Here is a 12382-nt window from a genome sequence, read left to right on the forward strand (position 1 = left end):
TTGGATTAGTTCAGGCCCGTCGTTCCGAATAGGGCACGAGGGTGAGCGGCCTGGAATTGACCGGTGGCTGAAAGCGGCTTTGCCCGACCTGAAAGGCAAAGGCTTCGATAAGGGTGACCTGCTCGCTGTCGTCAAGGCTGAGTTGCCCGGTGGTCTGGTCGATGAGTTCGAGTTGCCAGGCAATCAGGGTCAGACAGTCTTTCAGCGCGCTCAGCGCCTCGTCGTGCAGGCTCATGGTGTTCTGTGCGTGGTTCAGCAAACCATGAATATGCAGCGAAAACTCGGACACGGCCGCCAACGCCAGGGCATCGGCCTTGTTGGCCAGCTTGAGCAGCGTGCTGAGCATGCAGTCGATGGCGTCCTTATCATTGCTGATCAACTGCAAATGGCTCAGGCATTCCTCGGTTTTAGCCAGGAGTGTTTCAGCCTCGACGAGAAACTCCGGGAGCCGGTGGGCCCACTCTTTACGATCGTTCGGCATACTTATCTCCACAACGTCATGTCAAATGAGGGGATATCGTGTGTGTCGACGAGGGCGGTCGGAACCCCGGCATTGCCGAGTCGTCGGGCGAACGAACGGCGGCAGGCTGGGGAACACGAGAGGGTGGTTGGCCACTGGCTTGCGATCGCACACAAAAGCCTGACTCCGTTCATGCAATGAGAATGGCGTCACATTAATGGCTATTGGATATTGCGAACATCAGGTTGCACCTGATTGTTGATAGGGGAATCCCTTACGCAACGGAACCTTTCGAAAGAACCGGGGTCGCGGCGCAGAAGTGCAGCAGATGTAATCACAGCGCCAGTAAAGCATGATGTTAATATGGCATCAATGCCTGTGCGTGGCATTTTAGAGAGGGTCAAGCTTCGGCAAAAACAGCCGATAACCTTCTCTAAGTGAATTCATCCGAACAAGACCAGGAGTCATTGATGGCCGGCATTCTCGACACGGTAGACCAACGCACGCAACTGGTGGGTGAGAATCGCCTGGAAATTCTCATGTTCCGTCTCGCCGGACGGCAATTGTTCGCGATCAACGTCTTCAAAGTACAGGAAGTCCTGCAGTTGCCAAAATTGACGCTCATGCCGCAGCGCCATCCTTTTGTCTGCGGCGTGGTCAACCTGCGCGGCCAGACCCTGCCGGTGATCGACCTGTCCCAGGCCATCGGCATGCGCCCGTTGGTGCCGGGGCCTGGCAGCACGATTATCGTCACCGAATACAACCGTTCGGTTCAGGCCTTCCTGGTCGGCGGCGTGGACCGGATCGTCAACATGAACTGGGAAGCCATCCTGCCGCCACCGAGCAGCGCCGGCCGCCAGCACTACCTGACGGCTATCAGCAAGGTCGATGATCAACTGGTGGAAATCATCGACGTCGAAAAGGTCCTGGCCGAAATCGTCCCGTACAACGCCAAGGTGTCCCGTGACAAACTCGAAGATCCGGTGCTGGAACGCGCCCGTGGCCGTGAGGTGCTGCTGGTGGATGACTCGAACGTGGCCCTGGCGCAATTGCGCGATACCCTGGGACAGCTGGGCGTGAAGATGCACATCGCCAGCGACGGATTGAAGGCCTTGAACATGCTCAAGGCCTGGGCGGACACCGGCGTGGACATGACCGAAAAACTGCTGATGATCTTCACCGATGCGGAAATGCCGGAAATGGATGGCTATCGCCTGACCACCGAAATTCGCAACGATCCGCGTCTGCGTGGCTTGTACGTGGTGCTGCACACCTCTTTGTCCGGCAGCTTCAACGATTCGATGGTGAAAAAGGTCGGCTGCGACAATTTCCTGTCCAAATTCCAGCCGGACAAACTCGTCGACGTGGTACGTCAGCGCCTGATGCTTGACGAAGTACCGGCCTGAGCGGGTCTGCACAACTGTGGGAGCGGGCTTGCTCGCGAAGGCGGAGTGACAGTTGGCATAGTGATCGACTGACACTGCGCAGTGTCAGTCGATCACTATGCCGACTGACACTGCGCCTTCGCGAGCAAGCCCGCTCCCACAGGGTTTACGGTGTTTGGTTATCAGTCTTTGATTCAGTGATCAAGCTCGTATAGGGTGGCGTTTTGCCTAACAGGGAGCTGGCCATGTTGCGTCTGAGCGCGCTGTATCGTTATCCGTTGAAGTCCGCCAAGGGCGAGACGCTGCAACGGATCGGTCTCGATAAACTCGGTCTGGACGGCGATCGCCGCTGGATGCTGGTGGATGAAGCCAGCGGTCGTTTCCTGACCCAGCGTGCGGTGGCGCAGATGAGCCAGTTGTCGGCGTTGTGGAATGCCGAAGGCGGCCTGACCCTCAGTGCGCCTGGTCATTCGCTGATCGACGTAGCCTTGCCCGGTCGTGATGCAGAACTGCGTGGCGTGACGATCTGGCGCGATACCTTGCGGGTCCCCGATGCAGGCGATGCAGCCGCAGCCTGGGTCAGCGAATTTATTGGTAAACCGACACGCCTGGTGCAAGTGCCGCTGGATCGGGCGCGGATGACGGAGGCGGGCTACGGCAAGGATGACGACCAGGTGGCGTTCGCCGATGGCTATCCGCTGTTGCTGATTGGCCAGGCCTCCCTCGAGGACTTGTCGAAACGGGTCGGGCGTCCGTTGGAGATGCTGCGTTTCCGGCCAAACCTGGTGATCGAAGGCAGTGAAGCCTTCGCCGAGGACGGCTGGAAGCGTATCCGCATCGGCGATGTCGAGTTCCGCGTGGTCAAGTCCTGCTCACGCTGCATCCTGACCACCATCGACCCGCAAACCGGCGAGCGCAGCGACGACCGAGAACCCCTGGCAACCTTGCAGAAATACCGTTCGCAGGCGGACGGTGCGATGTTTGGCCAGAACCTGGTCAACGACGGCAACGGTCGACTTGAAGTCGGCATGCCGGTGGAGATCCTCGAATAATTTTGCGCAGAACAAAAAATGCCCGTGTCGAAAAACACGGGCATTTTTATTGCGCTGACCTTTATTTCGGCAAAGCCTGCGGTTTAGCCGCGGTATTCACACAGGTAAGCGGTGTCGACGGCCACTTTGAGCTGGAACTTGCTGTTGGCCGGCACGTTGAATTGGCTGCCGGCGGCGAAGGTTTCCCAGTCGCTGCTGTCTGGCAGTTTAACGGTCAATGCGCCGCTGACCACGTGCATGATTTCACGCTGGCTGGTGCCGAATTCGTATTCGCCCGGAGCCATGACGCCGATGGTCGCTGGACCTTCTGCGGTGCCAAAGGCGATCGACTTGACGGTGCCGTCGAAGTACTCGTTGACTTTAAACATGGGCGATTCCTCGAAAAGGGCTAAAAAGGGCCGGCCAGTATGCACAAGGCCCCGAGTGTCGTCACCTGTCTAAAGCGCAAGAACCAGCGGCAGCAGGCGTGCGGTATTGCGCGCATCTTCCAGCGCCCGGTGTTGCTGGCCGGTGAATTGCAGGCCGGCCAGTTGCAGGGCGCCGTTGAGCCCCAGCGGGCGTTCCAGTCGCCTGACCTTGGCAAAGCGCTGCTTGAGGTTCATATGGGGCACCTTGGTCAGCACACTGACGAGACCCAGTCGCTGCCAATCCTGAAGCAGCTGTTTGCGATCGTAGTCGCCCCAACTGGCCCAGCCTTCAAGTCGTGTGTGGTGGTTGCCGAGCCAGCGCTCAAACGCCGGCCAGACTTCGCCCAGCGGTTGCGCCGCATCGATGTTGGCTTGGGTGATGTGCGTCAGCTCGCGGCAAAACGGCGTCAGCAAAGGCCGCCGCACGGGGCGGACGAAGCGCTGGAACTGGTCCAGTTCGCGTCCCTTGCGGTCCACCAGGGTGGCGCCGATTTCAATGATTTCCATATCCGTTACGGGCCATCCACCCTCATCGGTGGTGGCCTCCAGATCAATGACCAGCCAATGAGGCATTGCAGGGTTCCTGGTATCCGCGTCCTGTAGGGTTTGAGCGTAGCCAAACCCGGCGGTTCCGCCTAGCGCCTTATTCGACCTCCAACAGTATCTGCCGGTTTTTCACCTGATCCCCGACTTTGACCTGCAAGCGTTTCAGGACACCGTCGATGCCTGATTTCAAGGGGTGCTCCATTTTCATCGCTTCCAGTACCACCAGCAGCTGGCCCTTGGTGACCGGGCTGCCTTCATTGACCAGGACGTCGACAATCGCACCGTCCATCGGGGCCTTGAGGGTGCCGCAACTGACACTGGCCCGGCTGGAAACCTGCGCCTGAGTGCGATCGGCAAACTGCAAGCTGCCCGGCCGGGTAAACAGCCAGAGTTGCCCTGCCTCCAGGCGATAGGCGTGGCGCTGGCGGATGCCATCGATCTCGAGGGTGGCCCGGCGCCCGTCGCAGTGGAGGACCTTCAGCTCGAGACAGCGTTCGGCGACCTGAATGCGCAATGGTTCACCCGGGATTGCCTGCAACGTCACCACCCAGTCTTGATCCTCAAGGCCGATGCGATAGTGCAGGGGCACGCTGGCATTGTTGCGCCAACCGCCCAGCGGGGCGGGATGAGCCTGTGCCGACGCCAGGTAGAAGAGGGCGGTGGCGATGGCCAGGTGTTGCGCGTCCGGGGCATGGGACAGCAGACAGGCAGGGTCGGCAAAGTGCTGCGCGATGAACCCGGTACTGAAGTCACCGCTGGCGAACTGCGGGTGCTCCAGCAGGCTTTCGAGCAAACGCTGATTGCTTTGCACGCCCAGCAGCACGCTGTCTTGTACCGCTCGCAGCAATTTGCGGCGGGCCTCCTCGCGGGTGGCGCCGTGGGCGATGAGCTTGCCGAGCATCGGGTCGTAGAAGGGGCTGATGAGCTGACCTTCGATCAGGCCATGGTCGATCCGCACGCCCTCCTGCAATCCCGGTTCCCAGGCCACGACGCGACCGGTTTGCGGCAGGAAACCCTGGGCCGGGTCCTCGGCATACAGGCGTACTTCCATGGCGTGGCCCGTGAGTTGCACCTGCTCCTGGCGCAAGGGCAGGGGTTGCCCTTCGGCGATGTTCAATTGCCAGGCCACCAGATCCAGCCCTGTGATCAATTCGGTCACCGGGTGTTCGACTTGCAGTCGGGTGTTCATCTCCAGGAAATAGAATTGCCCGCGGGCATCCAGCAGAAACTCCACGGTGCCCGCACCGACGTAATGCACTGCCTGGCCGGCCTTGAGCGCCGCTTCGCCCATGGCCTGGCGCAGTTCAGGGGTCATCACCGGGCAGGGGGCTTCCTCGATGACTTTTTGATGCCGGCGCTGTACCGAGCAATCGCGCTCGCCGAGGTAAATCAGGTTGCCATGCCGGTCACCGAACAGCTGAACCTCGACATGACGGGGTTCGATCAGTGCCTGTTCGAGGATCAGTTCGCCACTGCCAAATCCGTTCAGGGCTTCGGAGCGCGCAGTGCGAATCTGTTCCAGCAGGTCGCCGGCTTCGTGCACCAGGCGCATGCCGCGTCCACCGCCACCCGCGCTGGCCTTGATCATCAACGGATAGCCGATGCGCTCGGCTTCGCGGCTCAGGGTGGCGTCGTCCTGTTCGGCGCCTTGATAGCCTTTAATGCAGGGCACACCGGCTTCGATCATGGCGATCTTCGACAGGCGCTTGCTGCCCATCAGTTCGATGGCCTCGGGGCTGGGGCCAATGAAGGTGATGCCGGCATCCTGGCAAGCGCGGGCAAACCCGGCGTTTTCCGAGAGGAAACCGTAGCCCGGATGGATTGCATCCGCACCCGTACGCCGGGCAGCGTCGAGAATGGCCGGGATGTTCAAATAAGACTGTTGCACCGCGGCCGGACCGATGTTGACTGCTTCGTCGGCCATCTGTACATGCAGGGCATCGGCGTCGGCATCGCTGAACACGGCGACCGTGCGATAGCCCAGCGCCTGGGCCGTGCGCTGGATGCGGCAGGCGATTTCACCGCGGTTGGCGATGAGGATTTTTTTCAGTCCGGGCATGGGTTGGCTCTCTGGATTTTGCGGTGTTTGTTCGGGCCTCTTCGCGAGCAAGCCCGCTCCCACATTTGAAATGCATTCCAGTGTGGGAGCTGGCTTGCCAGCGAAGCTTTTCAGGAGGCCCAGCCCGGTTTGCGTTTTTGCACGAAGGCCATCGTTCCCTCGACGCCTTCTGCCCCGGTCACCGCTTCGCTGAACCATTCGGCAGCCTGATCAAGCAACTCATCCGACGGCTGACCCGCACTCGCCAGCAAGAGTTTCTTGGTCATCGCATTCGCCCCTGGCGCACAACACAAGACATGGGCCAACACCTCATCGAGACGCTCGGCCAGGGCCTGCGGATCATGCTCGACAAAATGCACCAGCCCCATGCGCCGAGCCTGGTGCCCATCAAAACGCGCCGCCGTCAGGGCCAGGCGCCGGGCTTGAGTCAAGCCGATGCGCTGGACCACGAACGGTGCGATCTGCGCCGGCAACAGGCCGAGGCTGGTTTCCGGCAGGCCGAATTGCGCCTGGTGATCAGCCAGGGCGATATCGCTGACGCAGGCCAGGCCGAGACCACCGCCAAGTACCGCGCCTTGCAGCACCGTGATCACCACTTGCGGTGCGTGTTGCACCTCTTGCAGCAGCGCGCCGAACACCCGGTTCAGGTCCCGGTGCGCAGTGGGGCCTTGAGCGCGGGCGTTGGCCATGTCCTTGATGTCGCCGCCAGCACAGAAGTGCCCGCCGACGCCACCGATCACCAGCGCGCGAACCCCTGGTTTATCGCGTACCGCCGCCAGCACCCCGCGCAACTCGGCGACCATTTGCAAGCTCATCGCATTGCGGCATTCCGGGCGGTTGAGGGTGACGTGCAACACGCCGTTGTGCAGCTCCAGCAGCAAGGTCTGGCAAACCGGCAGGTTGTTCATTTCCTTTTCCCCGGCAGGATGCCCATTAATTTGCAGATGATCCCCAGCATGATTTCGTCGGCGCCGCCGCCAATCGACACCAGCCGCACATCGCGGTAAGCACGGGCCACCGGGTTGTCCCACATGAAGCCCATGCCACCCCAATACTGCAGGCAGCTGTCGCTGACTTCGCGGCCCAGCCGCCCGGCCTTGAGCTTGGCCATCGAAGCCAGGCGCGTGACGTCCTGGCCTTTGACGTATTGCTCGGTGGCCTGATAGACCAGCGCCCGCAGGCATTCGATTTCGGTTTGCAGCTCAGCGAGACGGAAGTGGATGACCTGATTGTCGATCAGCGCATTGCCGAAGGTTTTGCGTTCCTTGCAGTATTCGATGGTGCTGTCGACACAATATTCCAGGCCCTTGATCATGTTGGCCGCGCCGAACAGGCGCTCCTCCTGGAACTGCAGCATCTGCATCATGAACCCCGCGCCTTCATGGCCGATGCGGTTGCGCTGCGGCACGCGCACGTTGTCGAAAAACACCTGGGCGGTTTCCGAGCTGCGCATGCCGAGCTTGTCCAGGTGCGAACTCAAGCTGATGCCCGGCGTATTCATCGGCACCATGATCAGCGACTTGTTGATGTGCGGCTTGTCGTCCGAGGTGTTGGCCAGCAGGCAGATGAAGTCGGCGCTCGGCGAGTTGGTGATCCACATCTTGCTGCCGTTGATCACATAGTCGTCGCCGTCCTTGCGCGCGGTGGTTTTCAATCCGGCGACGTCGGAACCGGCACCGACTTCGGAAACACCGATGCAGCCGACCTGCTCGCCGCTGATGGCCGGGCGCAGGAATTCCTCGCGCAATTCATCGGAGCCGAAACGGGCCAGTGCCGGCGTGCACATGTCGGTCTGCACGCCGATGGACATCGGGATGCCGCCGCAATGAATGGTGCCGAATTCTTCGGCGGCGACGATCGAATAGCTGTAGTCGAGCCCCATGCCGCCGAATTTTTCCGGTTTCGAAATGCCCAGCAAGCCGAGATCGCCGGCCTTGCGGAAGATGTCGTGGATGGGGAAGCGCCCGGCTTTTTCCCATTCCTCGACGTGCGGGTTGATCTCGTGCTCGACGAATTGGCGCACGGTGCGGCGCAGTGCTTCGTGTTCCTGGGTGAAGATCATTTTTATTGTTCTCCTTGAGCCGGCCTAGAGCCGGGCTACGCCAAAACTGTTGGCTTGCAATGGCCGCACCTGGGCCTCGTGACAAATGTCCAGCAAGTAACCGAGCAAGGACCGGGTATCGCGCGGGTCGATCAAACCGTCGTCCCACAGATTGGCGCTGCCGTAGAGCGCCGTGGACTGGCTGTCGAGTTTCTGCGCGGTGACCTGTTCGAGCATGTCGAGCATCTTCGGATCGGGCACCAGGCCGTCCTTGGCCTGTTTGGCCTCGGTGACGATGCGCAGCACCTTGCCCGCTTGCGCACCGCCCATCACGGCGGTGCGGCTGTTGGGCCAGGCGAAGATGAAACGCGGGTCGAGGCCGCGCCCGCACATTGCATAGTTGCCGGCACCGTAGGAGCCGCCGACGACTATTGTCAGCTTCGGCACCCGGGCGTTGGCCACCGCTTGAATCATCTTCGCGCCGTGCTTGATCACCCCCTGCTGTTCCGATTCGGTGCCGACCATGAACCCGGTGGTGTTGTGGAAAAACAGCAACGGCGTCTGGCTCTGGTCGCACAGCTGGATGAACTGCGCGGCCTTGCTCGCGCCCTTGGGCGTGATCGGGCCGTTGTTGCCGATGAAGCCACAGGCGCGTCCCTGAACTTTCAGGTGACCGCAGACGGTCTGCTGATCGAACTCGCCCTTGAACTCGAGAAAGTTCGAGGCGTCGGCAAGCCTGGCGATGATTTCGCGCACGTCGTAGGGTTTTTTCGGGTCATCCGGGATCAGTCCGAGCAGTTCGTCGATAGGGTACAGCGGCTCCTCCCAGCGACGTTCGGGCGATGGGGGCAACTGCTCGTTCCACGGCAGCAGGCTGACGATCTCGCGTACCTGGCGCACACCGTCGGCGTCGTTTTCAGCCAGGTATTCGGCGGTGCCGGCGATTTGTGCGTGCATCTCGGCGCCGCCCAGTTCTTCATCGGTCGCGACTTCGCCAGTGGCGGCCTTGAGCAGTGGGGGACCTGCGAGAAACAGCTTGGCCTTGCTGCGCACCACCACCACGTAATCAGACAGCCCCGGCTGATAGGCGCCGCCCGCCGTGGCCGAGCCGTGCACCACCGTCACCTGCGGCAAACCCATGGCCGACATCCGTGCCTGATTGGCAAAGCTGCGCGCGCCTTCGACGAAAATCTCCGCCGCGTAATTGAGGTTGGCGCCGCCGCTTTCGGCGAGGGTGATCACCGGCAGTTTGTTTTCCATGGCGATCTGTTGCAGGCGCAGGGATTTCTTCAAGCCGCTGGGGGAGATGGTCCCGCCCCTGATCGCGCTGTTGTTCGCCACCACCAGCACGCGCACGCCAGACACATAGCCGATGCCGGCGATCAAACCGCCACCGGCGCAGCTGCCGTCCTTGTCGTCGTGCAGCTTGTAGCCGGCCAGGCTCGCCAGTTCGAGAAACGGCGCGCCGGGGTCGAGCAGCAGATTGAGGCGCTCTCGGGGCAATAACTGACCGCGTTTTTCAAACCTGGGTCTGGCTTCGGCGGCCTTGTCCAGCAGGTTCTGTTCGAGCACGCGGACTTGTTCGATGGCGCTCAGCATCGCCCTACGGTTCCGGGCGAACGGCTCGCTGTGGGGATCGAGTTGCGACTGAATCACCGGCATGGGTTATTCCTTGTCCTTCAACACATCGGGTATGTAGGCGCGGTGGAAACCGTTGTACGACTCGCTGTTGGTCGCCTTGTGGATCGGCCAGGCGCGCCCGCCGAGGCTGGCGGCGCCGTCGATGCGCAGGGTGCTGCCGCTGACGAACGCCGCTGCCGGGCTGAGCAGGAAAACGATCGCCGCGCTGACTTCCGATTCGGTGCCGATGCGCTTGAGCGGTACGTGTTCGCGCAGGGTCGGGATCACGGCCTTGAAGGCGCCTTCGTAGGTGTCCATGCCGCTGGAGGCAACCCAGCCCGGCGCCACGGCATTGACCCGCACGCCGGCATGACCCCATTCGTACGCGGCGGTCTTGGTCAGGTTGTCCATGCCCGAACGTGCCGCGCCGGAGTGGCCCATGCCGGGCATGCCGCCCCACATGTCGGCGAGCATGTTGACGATGGCGCCGCCGTGCTGGCTCATGGACTGGTTGAACACTTCCCGGGCCATCAGGAAACCGCCCACCAGATTGGTGCGCATCACGGTTTCGAAACCCTTCTGGTTGATCGAGGCCAAGGGCGACGGGTACTGCCCGCCGGCATTGTTGACCAGGCCATGGATCGGACCGTGCTTGCGAATCAGTTCGCTGACCAGATGCGTCACCGCTTCTTCCTCGCGGATATCGCAAACGGCCCAGTCGGCCTTGCCGCCGTCTTCGGCGATCTCGGCCGCAACGGTTTTGAGCTTGTCGGCCTTGCGCCCGACCAGCAGCACATGGGCGCCGAGGGCCGCCAGTTCGTGGGCGGTGCAGCGGCCGATGCCGCTGCCGCCACCGGTGACGATGATGTTTTGGCCGGCAAACAAATCGGCTTTGAAAATCGAATCGTAGGCCATGGCGACAATCCTCTAGTTGAACTGGTCGGCGATGCGCTGCGGCACCGGGATCTGGATTTCCAGCAGTTGCTGGGCGAAGGCTTTGCCTTGCGGGTCGATGCGCAGGCTGGCGACACCGCCGCCGCCGAGGGCGTTTTCCAGCAGGAAATTCAGGCTGTGGCTGGCGGGCAAGTACCAGCGTTCGACCCGCCCGTGGATGGGATCGAGGACGTGGCCCATCCAGTCGACGATCACTTCCGGGGTCAGGGCCTCAGCGATCCATGGCAGGAATTCGGGATCGCGGGCCATGACGCCGATGTTGCTGTGGTTGCCCTTGTCGCCGGAGCGGGCGACCGCCAACTTGACCAGGGCCACGCTGGCGTCGGCCTGGCCGGTCGGCTTCGGCGCAGCGAACGGGGCTGGCAGGTCCAGCGGGTCGAGCGTATCGAGGGCGGGCAGGGCACAGGGGTGGCGCCGGCCCATGAAATCAATGTCCAGCGTGCAGGCGGTTTTGTCGATGAGGAACGAGAACAGTCGGATCAGCGGATACACCGTCGGCCGGCCACCGACAATGCCGGTCAGCCCTGGCGCCATGCCGGTGGCCGCCTGGGCAATCTCCCGGGAGAACACGATCAGGGCCTGCTTGTCCGGATGGCGCACGGCGAGTTTGATCACCACTTCACGGCTGTCCTGCCGCTGGCCGTGGGGGCCGTAGGTGGCCTCGCTGCCCAGCAACTCGATATTCACCTCGCTGTATGGCGCCCAGCCGAGCTGGCTGAACATTTCCGAGGTCTTGTCGATGATCGCCGCGCTGACTCGCCGCGCCTTGTCGACGGCATCGATGCCGGCAATCAGGCAACTGGCCGTACAGCGAAAACCATCGGGATACGTGGCGCTGACCTTGTATTGAGCCGTCGGCGGCAGGCCTTTGGCGCCGTGCACCTGCACCGCGTTCTTGCCTTGTTGCAGCAGTTTGACCTGTGTGAAATCGCACACCACGTCGGGCAGCAGATACGCGCGCGGATCACCGATTTCATACAGCATCTGTTCACCCACCGTCAGCGGCGTGACCAGCCCGCCGGTGCCTTGCGGTTTGCTGACGATGAACTGGCTGTCGGCGCTGACTTCGACGATGGGAAAACCGATGTGTTCGTAGTCGGGCACATCGCGCCAATCGGTGAAGTTGCCGCCCGTGCACTGGGCGCCGCATTCGATGATGTGCCCGGCCAATGCGGCCTGGGCGAGTTTGTCGTAGTCGTGCCACGACCAGCCGAACTCATGCACCAGCGCAGCGCTGACCACTGCACTGTCGACCACGCGCCCGGTGATCACGATGTCCGCGCCCAGACGCAGGGCTTCGACGATGCCGGGTGCGCCGAGGTAGGCATTGGTCGAGACGCACCTCGATGGCAGGGGCGCACCGCTGAACATTTCATGAATGCCTTGGCTGCCCAGCTGTTTGAGTTGCGGTTGCAGGTCGTCACCCAGCAGCACGGCGATCTTCAACGCCACCCCGGCCTTGTCGCAGGCCGCTTGCAGGGCGGCGGCACAGGCTTGTGGATTGACCCCGCCGGCATTGCTGATGACCCGGATGTTGTGCTGCGCGAGCTGCGGCAGCAAGGGCGCGAGCACTTCGATGAAGTCGCCCGCATACCCGGCCTGGGGATCTTTCATCCGTGCACCGGCCATGATCGACAGGGTGATCTCGGCCAGGTAGTCGAAGACCAGATAGTCAAGATGCCCGTGTTCCACGAGTTGCGCGGCAGCGGTCGAGGTATCGCCCCAGAAGGCGCTGGCGCAACCGATGCGAATTGATTTTGGCGCAGTCCGTTCCATAGCCACCTCCAACTCAAGTGCGTCGACATTACCAAGCAAGCGCTTGGTTTGTAAATGGCTGGATTATCTTCTGCCAAGCGCT

At 61.9% G+C, this 12382-nt stretch carries 11 protein-coding genes; 2 read left to right on the forward strand and 9 right to left on the reverse strand.

Going from position 1 to position 12382, the window contains the following annotated elements; all coding sequences use genetic code 11:
• Nucleotides 1-10: 10 nt before the first annotated feature.
• Nucleotides 11-481: a hypothetical protein gene (locus tag AC3WN7_RS08105; RefSeq protein WP_095968078.1), complete on the reverse strand. Its 471-nt coding sequence runs from the start codon at nt 479-481 to the stop codon at nt 11-13.
• Nucleotides 482-930: 449 nt separating this feature from the next.
• Between AC3WN7_RS08105 and AC3WN7_RS08110 the strand changes: the two genes are divergently transcribed.
• Together AC3WN7_RS08110 and AC3WN7_RS08115 are read left to right on the forward strand one after the other, a co-directional pair.
• The gene (locus AC3WN7_RS08110; protein WP_102675386.1) at nt 931-1866 is read left to right on the forward strand and encodes a chemotaxis protein CheV; all 936 of its coding nucleotides are present in this window, start codon (nt 931-933) and stop codon (nt 1864-1866) included.
• Nucleotides 1867-2090: 224 nt separating this feature from the next.
• Nucleotides 2091-2897: an MOSC domain-containing protein gene (locus AC3WN7_RS08115; RefSeq protein WP_095968080.1), complete on the forward strand. Its 807-nt coding sequence runs from the start codon at nt 2091-2093 to the stop codon at nt 2895-2897.
• 83 nt (nt 2898-2980) lie between these two features.
• Here the strand turns inward: AC3WN7_RS08115 and ppnP are convergent, their stop codons facing one another.
• The 8 genes from ppnP to AC3WN7_RS08155 all read right to left on the reverse strand — a co-directional run bounded on the left by ppnP (nt 2981) and on the right by AC3WN7_RS08155 (nt 12300).
• Complete coding sequence (gene ppnP, locus AC3WN7_RS08120) at nt 2981-3265, reverse strand: pyrimidine/purine nucleoside phosphorylase (RefSeq protein ID WP_007940055.1); 285 nt, start codon at nt 3263-3265, stop codon at nt 2981-2983.
• Between the two features lie 69 nt (nt 3266-3334).
• Complete coding sequence (locus tag AC3WN7_RS08125; RefSeq protein ID WP_102675079.1) at nt 3335-3877, reverse strand: 3'-5' exonuclease; 543 nt, start codon at nt 3875-3877, stop codon at nt 3335-3337.
• 70 nt (nt 3878-3947) lie between these two features.
• Nucleotides 3948-5909: an acetyl/propionyl/methylcrotonyl-CoA carboxylase subunit alpha gene (locus tag AC3WN7_RS08130; protein ID WP_102675078.1), complete on the reverse strand. Its 1962-nt coding sequence runs from the start codon at nt 5907-5909 to the stop codon at nt 3948-3950.
• Between the two features lie 110 nt (nt 5910-6019).
• Nucleotides 6020-6817: an enoyl-CoA hydratase/isomerase family protein gene (locus AC3WN7_RS08135; protein WP_102675077.1), complete on the reverse strand. Its 798-nt coding sequence runs from the start codon at nt 6815-6817 to the stop codon at nt 6020-6022.
• On the reverse strand, nt 6814-7971 hold the full coding sequence (atuD, locus tag AC3WN7_RS08140) for a citronellyl-CoA dehydrogenase (RefSeq protein ID WP_095968084.1): 1158 nt from the start codon (nt 7969-7971) through the stop codon (nt 6814-6816). Before atuD ends, AC3WN7_RS08135 begins: the two co-directional genes overlap by 4 nt.
• A gap of 24 nt (nt 7972-7995) precedes the next feature.
• Nucleotides 7996-9612 carry a geranyl-CoA carboxylase subunit beta gene (gene atuC, locus AC3WN7_RS08145; RefSeq protein ID WP_102675076.1) on the reverse strand — a complete coding sequence of 539 codons (1617 nt, stop codon included), beginning with the start codon at nt 9610-9612 and terminating at the stop codon, nt 7996-7998.
• Nucleotides 9613-9615: 3 nt separating this feature from the next.
• The gene (locus tag AC3WN7_RS08150; RefSeq protein WP_007973449.1) at nt 9616-10485 is read right to left on the reverse strand and encodes an SDR family oxidoreductase; all 870 of its coding nucleotides are present in this window, start codon (nt 10483-10485) and stop codon (nt 9616-9618) included.
• Nucleotides 10486-10497: 12 nt separating this feature from the next.
• Complete coding sequence (locus AC3WN7_RS08155) at nt 10498-12300, reverse strand: acyclic terpene utilization AtuA family protein (protein WP_102675075.1); 1803 nt, start codon at nt 12298-12300, stop codon at nt 10498-10500.
• Nucleotides 12301-12382: the final 82 nt, after the last annotated feature.

It is taken from the genome of Pseudomonas sp. FW305-70 (assembly GCF_058783925.1).

What these genes read in the sequence shown, in the direction of transcription:
- atuD (WP_095968084.1), bottom strand. Translation starts at nt 7,971, where the DNA reads ATGATCTTCACCCAGGAACACGAAGCACTGCGCCGCACCGTGCGCCAA.
- ppnP (WP_007940055.1), bottom strand. Translation starts at nt 3,265, where the DNA reads ATGTTTAAAGTCAACGAGTACTTCGACGGCACCGTCAAGTCGATCGCC.
- AC3WN7_RS08115 (WP_095968080.1), top strand. Translation starts at nt 2,091, where the DNA reads ATGTTGCGTCTGAGCGCGCTGTATCGTTATCCGTTGAAGTCCGCCAAG.
- AC3WN7_RS08135 (WP_102675077.1), bottom strand. Translation starts at nt 6,817, where the DNA reads ATGAACAACCTGCCGGTTTGCCAGACCTTGCTGCTGGAGCTGCACAAC.
- AC3WN7_RS08105 (WP_095968078.1), bottom strand. Translation starts at nt 481, where the DNA reads ATGCCGAACGATCGTAAAGAGTGGGCCCACCGGCTCCCGGAGTTTCTC.
- atuC (WP_102675076.1), bottom strand. Translation starts at nt 9,612, where the DNA reads ATGCCGGTGATTCAGTCGCAACTCGATCCCCACAGCGAGCCGTTCGCC.
- AC3WN7_RS08110 (WP_102675386.1), top strand. Translation starts at nt 931, where the DNA reads ATGGCCGGCATTCTCGACACGGTAGACCAACGCACGCAACTGGTGGGT.
- AC3WN7_RS08155 (WP_102675075.1), bottom strand. Translation starts at nt 12,300, where the DNA reads ATGGAACGGACTGCGCCAAAATCAATTCGCATCGGTTGCGCCAGCGCC.
- AC3WN7_RS08125 (WP_102675079.1), bottom strand. Translation starts at nt 3,877, where the DNA reads ATGCCTCATTGGCTGGTCATTGATCTGGAGGCCACCACCGATGAGGGT.
- AC3WN7_RS08130 (WP_102675078.1), bottom strand. Translation starts at nt 5,909, where the DNA reads ATGCCCGGACTGAAAAAAATCCTCATCGCCAACCGCGGTGAAATCGCC.
- AC3WN7_RS08150 (WP_007973449.1), bottom strand. Translation starts at nt 10,485, where the DNA reads ATGGCCTACGATTCGATTTTCAAAGCCGATTTGTTTGCCGGCCAAAAC.